The following is a 17,571-nucleotide window of genomic DNA, read 5'->3' as shown; positions in this document are numbered from 1 at the left end:
GATCTGGGCTGACAATGCTAGTGCCCCGACCGCCAAATGACCACGACTAACCGTTAACGGAACGGCGGCTCGTCGAAGCTGCGCAGTTTGCGCGAGTGCAGCGAGTTGAGTTCGGTGCGCAGCAGATCCACCGCCGCGATGCCGATCTTCAAGTGCTGACTGACCGCACGCTCATAGAACGCGTTGGCCGAGCCCGGCAGCTTGATTTCACTGTGCAGCGGTTTGTCCGAGACGCACAGCAACGTGCCGTAGGGCACTCGCAGGCGATAACCCTGGGCGGCGATGGTGCCGCTTTCCATGTCCACCGCCACGGCGCGGGACAGGTTGATCAGCGGACGTTCCTGCGCCCAGCGCAGTTCCCAGTTACGGTCGTCGTAAGTCAGCACGGTGCCGGTGCGCAGGCGTTTTTTCAGCTCCTCGCCCTTCTCGCCGGTGATATTGGCCGCGGCTTGCTGCAGCGCCAGTTGCACTTCCGCCAGTGCCGGGATCGGAATGTTCGGCGGCACCACGCGGTCGAGAATCCCGTCGCGACGCATGTAGGCGTGGGCCAGCACGTAATCGCCGATGGTCTGCGACTGACGCAGGCCGCCGCAGTGACCGATCATCAGCCAGCAATGCGGACGCAGCACCGCCAGGTGGTCGGTGATGTTCTTGGCGTTGGACGGGCCGACGCCGATGTTGACCAGGGTCACACCGTGGCCGTCGTTGGCGATCAGGTGATAGGCCGGCATCTGGTAGCGGTGCCAGACCACGCCAGCGGCAATCGCCGAGGCTTCACCGTGGTCCATGCCCTTCTCGATGATCACGTTGCCCGGCAGCACCATGCGCACGAAACGCGGGTCGTTGCGCAGTTGCTCCAGGCCATGAACGATGAACTGGTCGACATAGCGGTGATAGTTGGTCAGCAGAATCCACGGCTGCACATGCCGCCAGTCGCTGCCGGTGTAGTGCACCAGGCGACGCAGGGAGAAGTCGACGCGCGCGGCATCGAACAGCGCCAGTGGCAGCGGATCGGTGTTTTCCCAGTCGTAGAGACCGTCGGCAATGCCATCGGTGGCGGCGGACAGATCGGTACTCGGGAACACCCGCGCCAGCACCGCAGCGGTAACGCCGGAGCCGGCCAGCTCATCGCCCTGCTCGACCACGTACGGGTACGGAATGTTCTGTTGGCTGACACCGACTTCCACGGTCACGGTGAAGTCATGCATCAACGGCACCAGCTGTTCCAGCAGGTATTTGCGGAACGCCTTGGGGTGGGTGACGGTGACGCTGTAAGTGCCCGGCAGTTGCACCTTGGCGTAGGCGCGGGTGGTCTGCGGGACTTCGCCCTGACACAGGTAGGTCAGACGCAGTTCGGGATAGCGAAACAGGGCACGCTGTTCGGCGTCAGGCTCGACGCGATCCTTGAGGTAACGCTTGAGCGCCGAGTTCAGCGCAGTGGTGGCCCGCTCATGCAGCTCGGCCAGACGATCCACGGCTTGTTCGGCGGTTTGAACGACAATAAACGCTTCGGTCACGATCAGCTTCCTGTGTTCTGACTTGCAGAGCTTCATCTTGCCTGCAACATCGCGTCACGGGAACAGTGGCGTTGTGGCTATATCCAAATCTCCCTATCAATGGAGATCCCCCTGTGGGAGCGGGCTTGCTCGCGAATGCGCAGTGTCAGTCGACCTATCCATTGACTGACACACCGCATTCGCGAGCAAGCCCGCTCCCACAAGGGGATTTGTGGTGGGTCAGAAACCCTGGGGGGTAGCGCGGGCGACGATGGCTTCGACGTCCAGCCCACGCGGCAATGCACCGTAGACCCGGCCGCCACCACTCAGGCGGCTGGCAATGAACGCGTCGCTGACCGCCGAGTTGCCGGCCTCCAGCAATAGCTTGGCCTGCAAACCGAGCGCGATGTCTTCGGTGAGTTGCCGCGCCCGATACTGAATGTCGCTGGTGTCCTTGAACTGCGCCTGCAACTGCTGGATATGCGCAGCCAGACGTTTATCGCCATGTCCATCGCCCAACTCGCTGAACAGCACATCGAGCACACCCGGCTCTTTCGACAGTGCGCGCAAGACATCCAGGCACTGCACATTGCCCGAGCCTTCCCACGTCGAGTTGACCGGCGCTTCGCGATACAGCCGTGGCAGGATGCTCTCCTCGACATACCCGGCACCGCCCATGCACTCGGCGGCTTCGTTGATCATTCCGGGGGCACGCTTGCAGATCCAGTATTTGCCCACCGCCGTCACCAGGCGGGCGAATTGCGCTTCATGGCGATCATCCAGATGATCCAGCGCCTTGCCCATGCGCAGGCTCAGCGCAAGTGCGGCCTCGCTTTCCAGCGCCAGATCGGCCAACACGTTCTGCATCAACGGTTGCTCGCTGAGCAGTTTGCCGCCGACCTTGCGGTGCGCGCAGTGGTGGCTGGCCTGGGTCAGCGCCTGACGCATCAGCGAGCTGGAGCCGACCATGCAATCGAAACGGGTCATCGCCACCATCTCGATGATGGTCGGTACGCCGCGCCCTTCTTCGCCGACCATCCATGCCAAAGCGCCACGGAATTCCACCTCGCTGGAGGCATTGGACTGGTTGCCGAGTTTGTTCTTCAGGCGCTGGATGTAGAACTGATTGCGCGTGTCGTCGGGGCGATGGCGCGGCAGCAGGAAGCAGGTCAGGCCCTTGTCGGTCTGCGCCAGCGTCAGGAACGCATCGCACATTGGCGCCGAGCAGAACCACTTGTGCCCGACCAGTTCATAGGCCTGCCCCGGGCCACTGGCACCGACCGGATAGGCCTTGGTGGTATTGGCCCGCACGTCGGTGCCGCCCTGTTTCTCGGTCATCGCCATGCCGATGGTCACGCCGGCCTTGTGCGCCATGCCGACGTTACGCGGGTCGTATTCGGTGGCGAGAATTTTCGGCAGCCACTGTTCGGCCAGATCCGGCTGCAAGCGCATGGCCGGGACGCTGGCGAAGGTCATGGTCAACGGGCAACCGCTGCCTGCCTCGGCCTGGCTGTGCAGATAGCTCATCGAGGCGCGGGCGACATGCGCGCCGTCCTGCGGATGGGTCCAGGGTGATGAGGTCAGGCCATGTTCGATCGCGGTGCGCATCAGCTCGTGATAAGCGGGATGGAATTCCACCAGATCAATGCGATGACCGTAGCGGTCATGGCTGACAAACACCGGTTTGTTCTGATTGGCAAGGAACCCTGCCGCCATCAGCGGCCCACCGGCCAGAGCACCGTAGGCATCGATCCGCGACTCGGCCCACCCAGCACCAAAGCGGCGCGACCACTCCTGCAATGGCAGGTCGATGCGGTACAGGTTGGCACCGTCCAGCGACGGTGGCTGGTTGGTGACTTCGTGGGTTTCGGCGAACTGATGCAGGTTCATGACGGGGCTCCTTTGGTCAGCCAAGGGATTCAGTTAAGCACCGGCCCGCGGTTGATCAAAGTGTCATATGCGCCGAACTGTCGGCGCTTTCACCCTGTTACGCGCTGAGCACCCGACGCTCCAGTGCCGTTTGCAAGTCTTCGAATTTCACCGGTTTGTTCAGGTAATCGATGCGCGTGCCAGGTGCGCAGTGCTCGCGATCCGTGCCCAGGGCCAGCATGAACACCGGCAGATTGGCGCAGCCGGGCAACCCATGAATCTGGCAGCACAACGACGCGCCTTCATGATTGGGCAACTGGCAATCAATCAGCACCGCGTCGAAGGTTTCCCGTTGCAGACAGTCCAGCGCCGCCATGCCGTTGTCCGCAGTGCGTACGCGGAACCCCAGTTTGAGCAGCATGCCGCGCATCACCAGTTGGTTGACGCTGTTGTCATCCACCAGCAACACCGTGCAGTCCTGCGGCGCACGGCTGCGTTCGTTCAGCGTGTCCGGGGTTGGTACCGCTTCGAGCGGCGGCAGCTCGAACTCGACATCCAGTTGAAAACGGCTGCCGCTGCCAGGTTGGGAGCGGTGAGTCAGCTTGCCGCCGAGCAGTTCCACCAGTTGCCGACAGATCGCCAGCCCCACGCCCAGCCCACCGTATTCGCGGGTCATCGAGCCATCAAGCTGGAAGAAGCGCTGATACATCGTCGCCTCGCCCAGATCGGTGAAACCGATGCCGGTGTCGATCACCGCAAACGACAACGCCAAGCGGTTGTCCGCCGTCGGCTTGCCGGTCACCCGCAGCGCCAGACCACCGACCCGGGTGAACTTGATCGCGTTGTCCAGCAGGCACTCCAGGCACTGCGCCAGTTTTGCGCTGTCGCCGTGCAAACGATCCGGCAGGGTCGGCAGCACCTCGACCTTGAAGTCCAGCGACTTGCTCGCCGCGTTGCCGTCGAACTGCACGCGCAAGGCCTCGACCACCGCGCGCAGGCTGAAACTGCCCGGCGTCGCCTTGAGCTTGCCGGCCTGCAATTCGGTGAGGGTGAGGATGCCGTTGACCATGCGCATCATGTCCCGGGCAGAGCCAGCGGCGGTTTGCTGGTATTGCTCCAGTTCAGGCTCCAGCTCGACGGTCTGCATCAGTTCCAGCGAACCGATCACACCGTTCATCGGCGTGCGCAATTCGTGGGTCAGGGTCGCGAGGAATTCATCCTTGAGCTTGTTGCTGTGGGCCAGTTGCTGGTTGAGCACTTCGAGTTTCTGCCCGGCATCGAACAGGGTTTGCGCCTGTTGCTCGCGCATCGCGTTGATGCGATCGGCCAGCGCCAGCGACAGCAGCGCGACTTCGATCGCCGAACCGATCTGACTGGCGTACATGGTCAGGAACACGTTCGGCAGCAGGCCCAGCACCATCAGCGTATTGACGATGCCGCCGAGCAGGAATGCCGACCAGGCAATGATGAAATAACGCGCCACCCGCAAGCCACGCCACCAGGCGAGAATCCCGGCGGCGAAGATCACCACGGTGAACACCAGCGCCAACAGGGTCGCCAGGCGCAGCGACAATGCGTAACTGGTCATCAGCGACAGCCCGACCACCAGCGCGCCGAACGCGATCAGGGCGATCAGCAGATAGTCGAGCCAGCGGCTGTGGGTTCTGGTCTGCAGGAAACTGCGGGCGAACTGGCTGCCGAACAACCCGGCGCAACCGATGAAAAACGGTGTGGCGGCGTTGGCCCACCACGGATTGTCCGGCCAGAAATACTCGACCGCCGCGCCGTTCACCGACAGTTGATAAAGGCCGAACGAGGCGATGTAGAAGATGTAATAGAGGTAACTGGTGTCGCGCACGCTCAGGTAGATGAACAGGTTGTAGACCAGCATCCCCAGCAGCACGCCATAGATGATCCCCAGCACATACAGGCGCACCGGTTGATCCTCGAGGTACGCGGTGCTCGACCATAACGTCACCGGCGCCTGGATCGAACCTTCACTGGCGAGGCGCAGGTACACGGTTTTTTGCTGGTCAGGGGCGAAGGTCAGGTCGAACAGGTAATTGTTCTGCCGGATCTCGCGACTGGCGAACGGCAAGGCGTCGCCGGTCTGCCGGATCAGCCGGTAGTCGCCATTGGCATCGGCCGTATAAAGGTCGAGGTGATCGAGCGGCGGATACGCCAGCTCCAGCAGCCAGGTGCGTTGCGCGGCCGGGTTGTTCGGACGGTAATGCAGGTCGATCTTCAGCCAGAACGCCGAGCGCGAGTAACCGGCATTGAGCGTGGCTTTGTCGTGGGGTTTGAAATTGCCCGCCGCCGCTTGAGCACGGACGTCGGCGATGTTCGCCTGACCGCTCGGGTCTTCGAACACTTGCATGGAGCGGCCCAGGGGAAGGCTCTGGGTATTTTCGTCGAACTCGACGGCGCTTGCGAGGAGGGGCAAGCAGAACAGCAACATCAGCAAATAGCGCATTGAAGCCCCAGCGTGGCTCGTCCGGTTGTGTCAGGAAGCCCCCCATTCCCTTTGAGTAGACGTAAAACCGGTATTACCTGTTATTGGTTTGGATCCAGACTAGCATAGCCGTTGATGGCCATTGAGCACCATCGAAATTTTTCCTACAAAGGCTCTAGAACGGGCGTTTCAGAGCAAAGCAGCGAGCTAGAGCTGTTGAGTTGGTCAACTCAATCATTGCGATCCGCTTTTGTGGCGAGGGAGCTTGCTCCCGCTCGGCTGCGCAGCAGTCGTAAAACCTGTAAATGCGCTGTGCCTGAATAAATGCAGGGGGTTGCTTCGCAACCCAGCGGGAGCAAGCTCCCTCGCCACAATGGTAGCTGCAGTGTTGTCCGACAATCTGCTCGCAAACACCGTCAGGACTGAACCCCAAAATCAGCTTTGGTGGTAAGCTCGCGCACCATGAATATCTACAGCTCCCGCCCCGTTGTCCTCTGTCTCTCCGGCCACGACCCCAGTGGTGGCGCCGGCTTGCAGGCAGATATCGAAGCCCTGCTCGCGCAGGGTTGCCATGCGGCTCCGGCCGTCACCGCCCTGACCGTGCAAGACACCGTCAACGTCACTGACTTCCGCGTCCTCGACCGTGAGTGGGTGCTGGCGCAAGCCAATGCCGTGCTCAACGACTCCGAAGTCGCTGCGGTCAAACTGGGCATGCTCGGCTCGCTGGAAATGGTCGACACCGTGGTCGAACTGCTCTCTGCGCACCCGCACTTGCCAGTGGTCTGCGACCCGGTGCTGCGTGCCGGCGGCGGCGGACGCCTGGGCAAGGACGAAGTCGGTTATGCGATGCGCGAGCGTCTGCTGCCGCTGTCGATCATTGCCACCCCCAACCTTCCTGAAGCGCGGATTCTCGCCGAACTGCCCGAAGGCACCGCGGATGAGTGCGCGGAAAAACTCCTGCCGTTCGTCAAAAACCTGCTGATCACCGGCGGCCATGGCGACGAAACTGAAATCCACAATCGCTTGTACAGCCGTGACGGCCTGCGTGAAACCTTCTATTGCCAGCGTTTGCCGGGCAGTTATCACGGTTCCGGCTGCACATTGGCCAGCGCCCTCGCCGGTCGGCTGGCCCAGGGTGAAAACCTCGCCAGCGCGGTGCGTACTGCACTGGATTACACCTGGCGCACCCTGCGCGATGCCGAACAGCTGGGCAAAGGCCAGTTCGTGCCGCGTCGCCTGCCGCTGGATTTTTGCTCGTAACGTCGTGAGGTCTGCCTGATGAAACTACGTGGCCTGTACGCCATCACCGACAGCCAATTGCTGGCGGGCAAGTTTCTGTCCTACGTGGAGGCGGCGCTGGAAGGCGGCGTCACCCTGCTGCAATACCGCGACAAAAGCAGCGACGAGGCCCGCCGTCTGCGCGAGGCCGAAGCGCTGCGCGATCTGTGCGAACGCTACAAGACGCAGTTGATCATCAACGATGACGCCGAGCTGGCCGCGCGCCTCAACGTCGGCGTGCACTTGGGGCAGACCGATGGCCCGCTGTCGCCGACCCGCGCCCTGCTCGGCTCCAAGGCCTTCATCGGGTCGACCTGCCACGCGCAGCTTGAATTGGCTGAACAGGCCGCCAAGGAAGGCGCGAGCTATGTCGCCTTCGGTCGCTTCTTCAATTCCAACACCAAACCCGGCGCGCCAAGCTGCAGCCTCGATCTGCTCGACGAGGCCAAACGCAAGCTGCATCTGCCGGTCTGCGCGATTGGCGGCATCACCCTCGACAACGCCGCGCCACTGGTGGCCCACGGGGTCGACCTGCTGGCGGTGGTCCACGGTTTGTTCGGTGCCGAGAGCACCGCCGAAGTGACCCGCCGCGCCCGCGCCTTCAACGAACTTCTGAAAATCTGATTTGAGAGCCCGATCATGTCTCGTTCCGAAACCCTGTTTGCCAATGCCCAGAAACACATTCCCGGTGGCGTGAACTCGCCGGTTCGCGCGTTCAAGAGTGTGGGCGGCACACCGCTGTTCTTCAAGCATGCCGAAGGCGCCTACGTCACTGACGAAGACGACAAGCGTTATGTGGATTACGTCGGTTCGTGGGGGCCGATGATCCTCGGCCACAGCCACCCGGACGTGCTCGATGCAGTGCGCAATCAACTGCAACACGGCCTGTCCTACGGCGCGCCGACCGCGATGGAAACCGAGATGGCCGACCTGGTCTGCTCGCTGGTACCGTCGATGGACATGGTGCGCATGGTCAGCTCCGGCACCGAAGCGACCATGAGCGCGATTCGTCTGGCCCGTGGTTACACCGGTCGTGACAGCATCATCAAGTTCGAAGGCTGCTACCATGGTCACTCCGACAGCCTGCTGGTCAAGGCCGGTTCCGGCGCGCTGACCCAAGGCGTACCAAGCTCCGCCGGTGTCCCGGCAGCGTTCGCCAAACACACTCTGACCCTGCCGTTCAACGACATTGACGCCGTGGAAAAGATGCTCGTCGAAGTCGGTCAGGACGTCGCCTGCATCATCGTCGAGCCAGTCGCTGGCAACATGAACTGCGTGCCGCCGGCACCGGGTTTCCTCGAAGGCCTGCGTACGCTGTGCGACAAGCATGGCGTGGTGCTGATTTTCGACGAAGTGATGACCGGTTTCCGCGTTGCCCTCGGCGGCGCTCAGGCGTACTACGGCGTAACCCCGGACCTGACCACCTTCGGCAAAATCATCGGCGGCGGCATGCCGGTCGGCTGCTTCGGCGGCAAGCGTGAAATCATGGAGCGCATCGCGCCGCTGGGCCCGGTGTATCAGGCCGGCACCCTGTCGGGTAACCCGCTGGCGATGGCCGCCGGTCTGACCACCCTGCGTCTGATCAGCCGTCCGGGTTTCCACGCCGAGCTGACCGACTACACCACGCGCCTGCTCGACGGTCTGCAACAACGCGCTGATGCCGCGGGCATTCCGTTCGTGACCACTCAGGCCGGCGGCATGTTCGGTCTGTACTTCAGCGGTGCCGACGACATCGTCACCTTTGAAGACGTGATGGCCAGCGACGCAGCACTGTTCGGTCGCTTCTTCCACCTGATGCTGGAAGGCGGCGTGTACCTGGCGCCGAGTGCATTCGAAGCCGGTTTCACCTCGATCGCTCACGGCGAAGCCGAGCTGAAAATCACCCTGGACGCTGCCGAACGCGCCTTCGCTGCATTGAAGTAATCGCCGTACCGCTGACGTTGGCCATTGCCAGCGTCAGCTTTCACCTACACCCACGCTGTTTTTCCCACGCCTCTGCCAAAAATCCGCCAGAAAGTGGCCGATATATTCCCCGCGCGGCAGAAAAACGAGTAAAGACTTTGTAAGGTTGGCCCTGCTTATTTCATAATGCGCGCTTATTGGATCCCTCGATGGGTCCGCGTGCCCTTCAGAGGTAAGTCGATTCCCATGAACCGCACCGGCCGCACCCTTGCCTTGGGCTGCCTGTTGCTCCTTCAGCCCCTGCTCGCGCATGCACAAGCAGGCGGCAACTCGTTGTTGATCCCGGCGATGGGGCGTTGCACCCTCAACACTCAGCCGCAAGACGTCACGCAGGCACTGGCCGCCTGCCAGAAAGCGGCCGACGAAGGGGATGCGCAAGCGCAATACGAGTTGGGTGAGTTCTACTACGACGGCAAGAATGCGCCACGCGATCTCAATCAAGCCCTGAGCTATTTCGAAAAGGCCTCGCTGCAAGGCCACGCTCAGGCGCAGTTCAAGCTTGGCACCATGTTCTTCCACGGCGAAGGCGTGCAGGCCAACAACATTCAGGCGTACATCGTGCTGAAGATGGCCGCGGTCAACGGCGCCGAAGATGCGCTGGACACCGCCGACGAAGTTTCCGAAAAAATGTCCCGCGAAGACCTCGAAACCGCGACCCAGGTGCTCGGGCAAATTTTCCGTAAATACCTGATGGAACTGCAGAGCGCCGATGGGCGTACGCCGTTCTCGCCGCTTCCCTGATTTCTGCTTTGCTCTGACTATCCCCATTCGCGAGCAGGCTCGCTCCCACATTTGATCTCCAGCGCTGCGAAGATCTTTTGTGGGAGCGAGCCTGCTCGCGAAGGGGGCGACGCGGTTCTGAGCCCTACTTCTCAGGCATCGGCATCGGAAACGGCATCACATTGCCGACCGCGCCACGGGCTTCGCTGATTTTCGGGGTGCCCAGACGTTCCACCTCGTCGATGCGCACGATCGAATGCATCGGCACAAAGCTGCGCACCACGCCTTCGAACTGCGCCTTGAGCTTCTCTTCGCTCGGATCGACCACCACTTGCGTGCGCTCGCCAAAGACGAACTCTTCCACTTCCAGAAAACCCCACAGATCACTTTGATAGATCTGCTTGGCGTACATTTCGAACACCTGGCCCTGGTTGAGGAAAATCACCTTATAGATTGGAGCTTCGCGTTTGGTCATGGCGGGGGATAACATCGGGGATAAAAATGAGGGCGCAAACTATAGCATAGCCACCGGACGCACAGCGGTAGGAACCTGAGGGCTTGTTCCCTATAATGCGCGGTTCTTTGAATCACGTGACGACCAAAATCCATGGCCAAGAAGCTTTACATCGAAACCCACGGTTGCCAGATGAACGAGTACGACAGCTCGCGCATGGTCGATCTGCTGGGCGAACATCAGGCCCTGGAAGTCACCGCCCGCGCCGAAGACGCCGACGTGATTCTGCTCAACACCTGCTCGATCCGCGAACGTGCTCAGGATCGGGTGTACTCGCAGCTCGGCCGCTGGCGCGAACTGAAACTGGCCAACCCGGACATGGTGATCGCCGTCGGTGGTTGCGTGGCCAGCCAGGAAGGCGCGGCGATCCGTGATCGCGCGCCGTACGTCGACGTGGTCTTCGGCCCGCAGACCCTGCACCGCCTGCCGGAAATGATCGACGCCGCACGCAGCAGCAAGTTGCCGCAAGTCGACGTCTCGTTCCCGGAAATCGAAAAATTCGACCATTTGCCCGAGCCGCGCATCGACGGCCCGAGCGCCTACGTGTCGGTGATGGAAGGTTGCAGCAAGTACTGCACGTTCTGCGTGGTGCCTTACACCCGTGGCGAAGAAGTCAGCCGGCCGTTCGATGACGTAATTGCCGAGATCATCCACCTCGCCGAGAACGGCGTGCGTGAAGTGACCCTGCTCGGGCAGAACGTCAACGGTTATCGCGGTACGACTCATGACGGTCGCCTGGCCGATCTGGCCGAGCTGATCCGCGTGGTCGCCGCTGTCGACGGCATCGACCGCATCCGCTACACCACTTCTCACCCGCTGGAGTTCTCCGACAGCCTGATCCAGGCCCACGCCGAAGTGCCGGAGCTGGTCAAACACCTGCACTTGCCGGTGCAGTCGGGTTCCGACCGGATCCTCGCGGCGATGAAGCGCAACCACACCGCGCTGGAGTACAAATCCAAGCTGCGTAAACTGCGCGCTGCCGTGCCGGGCATCTGCATCAGTTCGGACTTCATCGTCGGCTTCCCTGGCGAGACCGAGAAAGACTTCGAACAGACCATGAAGCTGATTGCCGATGTCGGTTTCGACTTCTCCTACTCGTTCGTCTATAGCCAGCGCCCGGGCACCCCGGCGGCCGATCTGGCCGACGACACCCCGGAAGAGCTGAAGAAAGAACGCCTGAACGCCTTGCAGCATCGCTTGAATCAGCAAGGGTTCGAGATCAGCCGACAAATGGTCGGTTCGATCCAGCGCATTCTGGTCACCGACTACTCGAAGAAAGACCCGGGCGAGCTGCAAGGGCGTACCGAGAATAATCGTATCGTCAACTTCCGCTGCGATAATCCGACCCTGATCGGCCAGTTCGCCGACGTGCACATCGACGCGGCGCAACCGCACTCGCTGCGCGGCTCGTTGATCCAGTAATAGATATCAGAAGCACAGAGAAACCTGTGGGAGCTGGCTTGCCAGCGATGAGGCCATCAGCCCCGACAAATATGTCGCCTGCTGCACCGCTATCGCTGGCAAGCCAGCTCCCACAGTGGACAGCATTGTTCTTTAGAATGTACTCATCCATTTAAGAGCTTTCGCACCCACGCCACTGGCGTTATCCTTGATTTCATCTTAATTGCCCCAGGGCGGCTAAATACGACCTTGAACGCACCCATAGAACCACATCGTTTTATCCTCGAGCCCTTTGAGGCTCGCCGCTTCGCCAATCTGTGCGGGCAATTCGACGAGCATCTGCGCTTGATCGAACAGCGCCTGGCCATCGAGATCCGCAATCGCGGAAACCAGTTCGAGCTGATCGGCGACCCCAAGCACACCACGTCTGCGGAAAACCTGCTGCGCCGCCTGTACCGCGAAACCAAGGGTACCGAACTGTCGCCAGACATGGTGCACCTGTTCCTCCAGGAATCGGCCGTCGTCGAACTGGACAACCACGCCCCCGCCGAAGCCTCCGTCGCCCTGCGCACCAAGAAAGGCATGATTCGCCCACGCGGCTTGAATCAGCTGCGCTACGTGAAAGAAATCCTCGGCAACGACATCAACTTCGGCATCGGTCCGGCCGGTACCGGCAAGACCTATCTGGCCGTGGCTTGCGCCGTTGATGCCCTGGAGCGCGAGCAGATCCGCCGCATCCTGCTGGTACGTCCGGCGGTTGAAGCGGGTGAAAAACTCGGCTTCCTGCCCGGCGACCTGAGCCAGAAGATCGACCCGTACCTGCGCCCGCTGTACGACGCCCTCTACGAAATGCTCGGCTTCGAATATGTGGCCAAGCTGATCGAGCGCCAGGTGATCGAAGTCGCGCCGCTGGCCTACATGCGCGGTCGTACGCTGAACAATAGCTTCATCATTCTCGACGAAAGCCAGAACACTACCGTCGAGCAGATGAAAATGTTCCTGACCCGGATCGGCTTTGGCTCCACCGCGGTCATCACCGGCGACATCACCCAGGTCGACCTGCCGCGCGGCACCAAGTCCGGGCTGCATCATGTGATCGAAGTGCTCAAGGACGTCCCGGGCATCAGCTTCACCCACTTCCAGCCCAAAGACGTCGTGCGCCATCCATTGGTGCAGCGGATCGTCGAGGCCTACGAGCGCTTCGAGACCCGTGCCGAAGCCGCCAGGGAAACCTCGCGCGATGCTTGAGCTGGATCTGCAAATCGCTACCGAAGCGAACGCCCCGAGTGAAGCCGACTTCCGCAAATGGTGCGAACTGGCCCTGCGCCAGCGCAGCGCCGACTCGGAAATGACCATTCGTCTGGTTGACGAGGAAGAAGGTCGTGAGCTGAATCACACCTGGCGCCATAAGGATTACGCGACCAACGTCCTGTCGTTCCCGGCCGAAGTCCCGGACGAGTTTCTCGACATCCCGCTGCTCGGCGATCTGGTGATCTGCGTGGCCGTGGTCGAGCGCGAGGCTGCCGAACAAGGCAAGGAACTCCAGGCCCATTGGGCACATCTAGTCATTCACGGCTGCTTGCATCTGCTCGGTTACGACCATATAGATGACGACGAAGCCGAAGAAATGGAAGCACTGGAACGCGAGTTGCTTGCCGAACTGGGCTATCCCGATCCGTACGCGGACGACGAAGCCGAAACATCCCCTATCGTTACAACAAAGGATTCAGAGTAATCGCTATGAGCGAAGATCGATCGAGCAACGGGCAGAAGTCATGGCTGGGTAAACTGACCCAGGCTTTTGCCCACGAGCCGAAGAACCGTCAGGAGCTGCTTGAGCTGCTGCGTGATGCACATCAGAACAAACTGCTGGACAGCGAAGCGCTGGCCATCGTCGAAGGCGCCATTCAAGTGGCTGACCTGCAAGTACGCGACATCATGGTGCCGCGCTCGCAGATGATCAGCATCAAGGCGAACCAGACACCCCGTGAATTCCTCCCGGCCGTGGTCGACTCGGCCCACTCGCGCTATCCGGTCATCGGCGAAAGCCACGACGACGTGATGGGCGTGCTGCTGGCCAAGGATCTGCTGCCGCTGATCCTCAAGGAGAACGGTGACAGCTTCAACATCAAGGACCTGCTGCGCCCGGCCACCTTCGTGCCCGAGTCCAAGCGTCTGAACGTGTTGCTGCGTGAATTCCGCGCCAACCACAACCACATGGCCATCGTCATCGACGAATACGGCGGCGTCGCCGGCCTGGTGACGATTGAAGACGTGCTGGAACAGATCGTCGGCGACATCGAAGACGAGCACGACGTCGAAGAAGACAGCTACATCAAGCCGCTGCCCAGCGGTGACTTCCTGATCAAGGCCCTGACGCCGATCGAGAACTTCAACGAGTTCTTCGACAGCGAATTCTCCGACGACGAGTTCGACACCGTCGGCGGTCTGGTGATGAGCGCGTTCGGGCACTTGCCAAAACGCAACGAAATCACTGAAATCGGCGCCTATCGTTTCCGCATCCTGAACGCCGACAGCCGTCGGATTCATTTGCTGCGACTGACGCCAATCGCTCGTTAAATCTAAGGATTGGGGTATGTCATCAGCTATTTCCTGTATCGCGTTGCGCCTGAAAGCGGGCCAGGCAAGGCGCAGTCCGCAGGGAATGGCATTCCCTTTCCAAGGACTGCAACGCAGCCTGGCGTAACAGCAGGCCCGGCCCTCCGGGTTACGCCTGAAAGCGGGCCAGAAAAGGCGCAGTCCGCGGGGAGTGGCATCCCCTTTCCAAGGACTGCAACGCAGCCGGCCCCGCTTTCAGGCGTAACCCGGAGGGCCGGGCCGGCTGTTACGCAGGGCTGCGTTGCTCGTCGTTCATTTGAAAAACCAAACTTCACTCCTCGCGCCTTGCCCTGTGTAACAGCAGACCCGGCGCGATACAGGAAATAGCTGATGACATACCCCCTGCGCTGGACAACCCGCCCCGGCTGGCCCGGTAACCTGCTGGCCGTGGCGGCCGGTGCAATCACCACCTTCGCCCTCGCCCCGTTCAACATCTGGCCGCTGGCTTTGCTCGCGGTTGGGCTGTTCTACGCCGGCCTGCGCGAGCTGAAACCGCGTCAGGCGCTGGGCCGTGGCTGGTGTTTCGGTTTCGGCCTGTTCGGCGCCGGCACCAGTTGGATCTACTACAGCATCCACCACTTCGGCGGTGCCTCGGTGCTGCTGGCCGGGTTCCTGATGCTGCTGTTCACCGCAGCGATCGCGCTGTTCTTCGCCCTGCCCGCCTGGGTCTGGGCGCGCTGGTTGCGCCGCAACGAGGCACCGTTGGCCGATGCGCTGGCGTTTGCCGCGCTGTGGGTCGGGCAGGAAGCGTTTCGTGGCTGGTTCCTCACTGGTTTTCCGTGGCTCTACTCCGGCTACAGCCAGCTCGACGGCCCATTGGCCGGGCTCGCGCCGGTGGGCGGCATGTGGTTGGTGTCGTTCGTTCTGGCGCTGACTGCGGCGCTGATCTACAACGCACCGCGTCTGCTGCAAACCGGTCGTAAAGGCTTTATCGCGGCCGGTTTGCTTTTGCTGGTCGGGCCATGGGTGGCGGGTATTGCGCTCAAGGGCCACGCCTGGACCAGCCCGTCCGGCCCGGCACTGAGCATCGCTGCGATTCAGGGCAACGTCGAACAAAGCATGAAATGGGATCCGGCGCAGCTTAACGCGCAACTGGCGCTGTATCGCGACCTGAGTTTTCGCTCGAAGCCGGTGGACCTGCTGATCTGGCCGGAAACCGCGGTACCGGTGCTCAAGGAGTCCGCCGAGGGCTACTTGAACATGATGGGCAACTTCGCCGCCGAGCGTAAATCGGCGCTGATCACCGGGGTGCCGATCCGCGAGACGGTTCGTCACGAAAAACGCTTCTTCAACGGCATCACCGTGGTCGGCGAAGGCGATGGCACCTACCTCAAGCAGAAACTGGTGCCGTTCGGTGAGTATGTACCGTTGCAGGATCTGCTGCGCGGGTTGATCGCGTTCTTTGACTTGCCGATGTCCGACTTCGCTCGCGGTCCGGCGGATCAGCCGCTGCTGCAGGCCAAGGGTTATCAAATCGCGCCATTCATCTGCTACGAAGTGGTGTACCCGGAATTCGCCGCTGGGCTGTCGGCACGCAGCGATCTGCTGCTGACAATCAGCAACGACACCTGGTTCGGCACCTCGATCGGCCCGCTGCAACACCTGCAAATGGCGCAAATGCGCGCACTTGAGGCCGGCCGCTGGATGATCCGCGCTACGAACAATGGCGTGACCGGACTGATCAACCCGTTCGGGCAGATCACCGAGCAGATCCCGCAGTTCGAACAGGGCATTCTGTATGGCGAAGTGGTGCCGATGCACAACCTGACGCCGTACCTGCAATGGCGTTCATGGCCGCTGATCATCGTCTGTGTGCTGCTGTTTGGCTGGGCGCTGATGGCGAGCCGGATGTCGAAAACCCTTTAAAAAGCTTCGCGAGCAAGCCCGCTCCCATATTTGGAATGCAATTCAAATGTGGGAGCGGGCTTGCTCGCGAATGGACATCAGTAGCACCCAATCAATCAGGGTTGGCATCACCCCGGTAAAACAGCGAATACCCCACCTGCCCCACCGCCTCATTCAGCAACTGCCCGCTCTGCCAGATCGACTTGAACTCCGGCAGCCAGCCACCAAACGGGCGCGCATTATCGGTTCCGAGAAACCCGACGGGCGCCGGCACCACTTCGAATCCTGCCTGCTGGAAACACCACACGGCGCGCGGCATGTGCCAGGCCTGCGTGACCACCACGACGCGCTTGATGCCTTGGGGCAACAAGATGTCGGCGCTGAATTTGGCGTTTTCCCAGGTGGTACGGCTCTCGCCTTCCTGCCAGCGCGTGGTCACGCCGAAATCATCGCGCAACGAATCGGCCATCAGCTTCGCCTCGGTCGGCGGCGTGCCGTAATGCAGGCCACCGCTGGTCAGAATCGGCAGCCCGGAGGCCTTGGCCAGTCGCGCCGCATAGCGCTGACGCTCCAGCCCCACGCCGGTTGGCTGGTCCTCGCCCCAGGCCAGATCGCCGCGCTCGCGCCCGGAACCCAGCACCACGATGGCATCGGCGCGCTGCGCCAATATCGACCACGACTCACGGGGCAGCGGCGGCTCACGCTCCAGCGCTTTGGCGCCCCATTGCACCACCACCGGCAGGCTCATCAGCCAGAAACCACCCAGGCCAAGAGCAAAACACAGGCCGGCCAGCCGTGGCCGGGAGCGGCGCAGCCACCAGGCGACCAGCAACAGCAGCAAAAGAATGCCGGGCGGCAAGAGCAGTTGTTTGATGAAGTAACGAAAAGGCATCGGGGCATCTCCAGAGATGCCCGAAGCCTAAGAGTGTTAATGAAACGTTACAACCGATAGGTAGGATCCTGTTGGAAAAGATCCGTTACTTGACCTGCCATGCGATTACTTGGCCTGCACAGAACGAACCTTTACGGTGTCTCTGCCGGGCGCCTTGTCCTTGAGCCAGATGACCTTGGCTGAATGTGCTGCATCGAGCTGTTTCACTGCCTGCGACAGGTATCCATGCGATTCACGCTCACTGCGATCCAGATAGGCCTTGACCAGTTTGAACTCGGCGGGGCTCAAGCCACGCAATTCCAGTTCCACGGGGCGCTCATCGCGCAGCCGGCCAGCGGTTTTTGCAGCGTCGAGCGCCATGCCCAGACGATCCATCAACCGTTCATACAACTCGGGTTTCGTCACGTTTTTCTGCCGTTGCTCCACCATCCCTCACCTCATTGAAGATAAGACTCACTCCCCAATAAGAGCTTAGCTTCGCTGCACAAACCGGCTGAACGCCGCGACCAACGGCCCTCGCCAC

15 protein-coding genes are annotated in these 17,571 nt (G+C 61.4%); 9 read left to right on the top strand and 6 right to left on the bottom strand.

Going from position 1 to position 17,571, the window contains the following annotated elements; genetic code table 11:
- Nucleotides 1-53 precede the first annotated feature (53 nt).
- The 3 genes from amn to VLA07_RS20485 form a co-directional block, all read right to left on the bottom strand.
- Nucleotides 54-1,553 (bottom strand): AMP nucleosidase, encoded by a 1,500-nt coding sequence (amn, locus tag VLA07_RS20495; RefSeq protein WP_167734182.1) that lies wholly within the window; start codon nucleotides 1,551-1,553, stop codon nucleotides 54-56.
- Between the two features lie 183 nt (nucleotides 1,554-1,736).
- On the bottom strand, nucleotides 1,737-3,386 hold the full coding sequence (locus tag VLA07_RS20490; RefSeq protein ID WP_115988826.1) for an acyl-CoA dehydrogenase family protein: 1,650 nt from the start codon (nucleotides 3,384-3,386) through the stop codon (nucleotides 1,737-1,739).
- Between the two features lie 97 nt (nucleotides 3,387-3,483).
- Nucleotides 3,484-5,838, bottom strand: a complete 2,355-nt coding sequence (locus VLA07_RS20485; protein ID WP_333990997.1) for a 7TM diverse intracellular signaling domain-containing protein — start codon at nucleotides 5,836-5,838, stop codon at nucleotides 3,484-3,486.
- A 441-nt stretch (nucleotides 5,839-6,279) separates the two neighbouring features.
- Here VLA07_RS20485 and VLA07_RS20480 point away from each other — a divergent pair, with 441 nt between their 5' ends.
- The 4 genes from VLA07_RS20480 (at nucleotide 6,280) to VLA07_RS20465 (ending at nucleotide 9,798) form a co-directional block, all read left to right on the top strand.
- A complete protein-coding gene (locus VLA07_RS20480; protein WP_007960553.1) occupies nucleotides 6,280-7,077 on the top strand; it encodes a hydroxymethylpyrimidine/phosphomethylpyrimidine kinase in 798 nt (265 codons plus the stop codon).
- Nucleotides 7,078-7,095: 18 nt separating this feature from the next.
- Entirely contained in the window at nucleotides 7,096-7,719 is a 624-nt protein-coding gene (gene thiE, locus VLA07_RS20475) for a thiamine phosphate synthase (protein ID WP_333990993.1), read from the top strand.
- A gap of 15 nt (nucleotides 7,720-7,734) precedes the next feature.
- On the top strand, nucleotides 7,735-9,018 hold the full coding sequence (gene hemL, locus VLA07_RS20470) for a glutamate-1-semialdehyde 2,1-aminomutase (protein WP_333990991.1): 1,284 nt from the start codon (nucleotides 7,735-7,737) through the stop codon (nucleotides 9,016-9,018).
- Between the two features lie 225 nt (nucleotides 9,019-9,243).
- Entirely contained in the window at nucleotides 9,244-9,798 is a 555-nt protein-coding gene (locus VLA07_RS20465) for a tetratricopeptide repeat protein (RefSeq protein WP_003228518.1), read from the top strand.
- 124 nt (nucleotides 9,799-9,922) lie between these two features.
- On the opposite strand, the gene VLA07_RS20460 is transcribed toward VLA07_RS20465, so the two are convergent.
- Nucleotides 9,923-10,252 (bottom strand): DUF1820 family protein, encoded by a 330-nt coding sequence (locus VLA07_RS20460; protein WP_003185742.1) that lies wholly within the window; start codon nucleotides 10,250-10,252, stop codon nucleotides 9,923-9,925.
- A gap of 132 nt (nucleotides 10,253-10,384) precedes the next feature.
- Here VLA07_RS20460 and miaB point away from each other — a divergent pair, with 132 nt between their 5' ends.
- From miaB to lnt, 5 genes are all read left to right on the top strand, one after another.
- The gene (gene miaB / locus VLA07_RS20455) at nucleotides 10,385-11,713 is read left to right on the top strand and encodes a tRNA (N6-isopentenyl adenosine(37)-C2)-methylthiotransferase MiaB (protein ID WP_064589373.1); all 1,329 of its coding nucleotides are present in this window, start codon (nucleotides 10,385-10,387) and stop codon (nucleotides 11,711-11,713) included.
- Between the two features lie 228 nt (nucleotides 11,714-11,941).
- Entirely contained in the window at nucleotides 11,942-12,940 is a 999-nt protein-coding gene (locus tag VLA07_RS20450; RefSeq protein WP_007960560.1) for a PhoH family protein, read from the top strand.
- A complete protein-coding gene (gene ybeY / locus VLA07_RS20445; RefSeq protein WP_096795275.1) occupies nucleotides 12,933-13,427 on the top strand; it encodes an rRNA maturation RNase YbeY in 495 nt (164 codons plus the stop codon). The genes VLA07_RS20450 and ybeY overlap by 8 nt, the downstream gene beginning before the upstream one ends.
- 5 nt (nucleotides 13,428-13,432) lie before the next feature.
- Nucleotides 13,433-14,272: an HlyC/CorC family transporter gene (locus VLA07_RS20440; RefSeq protein WP_027612886.1), complete on the top strand. Its 840-nt coding sequence runs from the start codon at nucleotides 13,433-13,435 to the stop codon at nucleotides 14,270-14,272.
- A 381-nt stretch (nucleotides 14,273-14,653) separates the two neighbouring features.
- Complete coding sequence (gene lnt, locus VLA07_RS20435) at nucleotides 14,654-16,177, top strand: apolipoprotein N-acyltransferase (RefSeq protein ID WP_333991198.1); 1,524 nt, start codon at nucleotides 14,654-14,656, stop codon at nucleotides 16,175-16,177.
- A gap of 91 nt (nucleotides 16,178-16,268) precedes the next feature.
- On the opposite strand, the gene VLA07_RS20430 is transcribed toward lnt, so the two are convergent.
- Both VLA07_RS20430 and VLA07_RS20425 read right to left on the bottom strand, forming a co-directional pair.
- Complete coding sequence (locus VLA07_RS20430; RefSeq protein WP_330207155.1) at nucleotides 16,269-17,048, bottom strand: YdcF family protein; 780 nt, start codon at nucleotides 17,046-17,048, stop codon at nucleotides 16,269-16,271.
- Nucleotides 17,049-17,153: 105 nt separating this feature from the next.
- The gene (locus tag VLA07_RS20425; RefSeq protein WP_096796296.1) at nucleotides 17,154-17,477 is read right to left on the bottom strand and encodes a hypothetical protein; all 324 of its coding nucleotides are present in this window, start codon (nucleotides 17,475-17,477) and stop codon (nucleotides 17,154-17,156) included.
- Nucleotides 17,478-17,571: the final 94 nt, after the last annotated feature.

This window comes from Pseudomonas sp. S3(2024) (assembly GCF_036861315.1).
Taxonomy (GTDB): Bacteria; Pseudomonadota; Gammaproteobacteria; order Pseudomonadales; family Pseudomonadaceae; genus Aquipseudomonas; species Aquipseudomonas putida_A.
The sequence above is the reverse complement of the archived record's forward strand: the minus strand, read 5'-3'. Positions and strand labels throughout refer to the sequence as shown.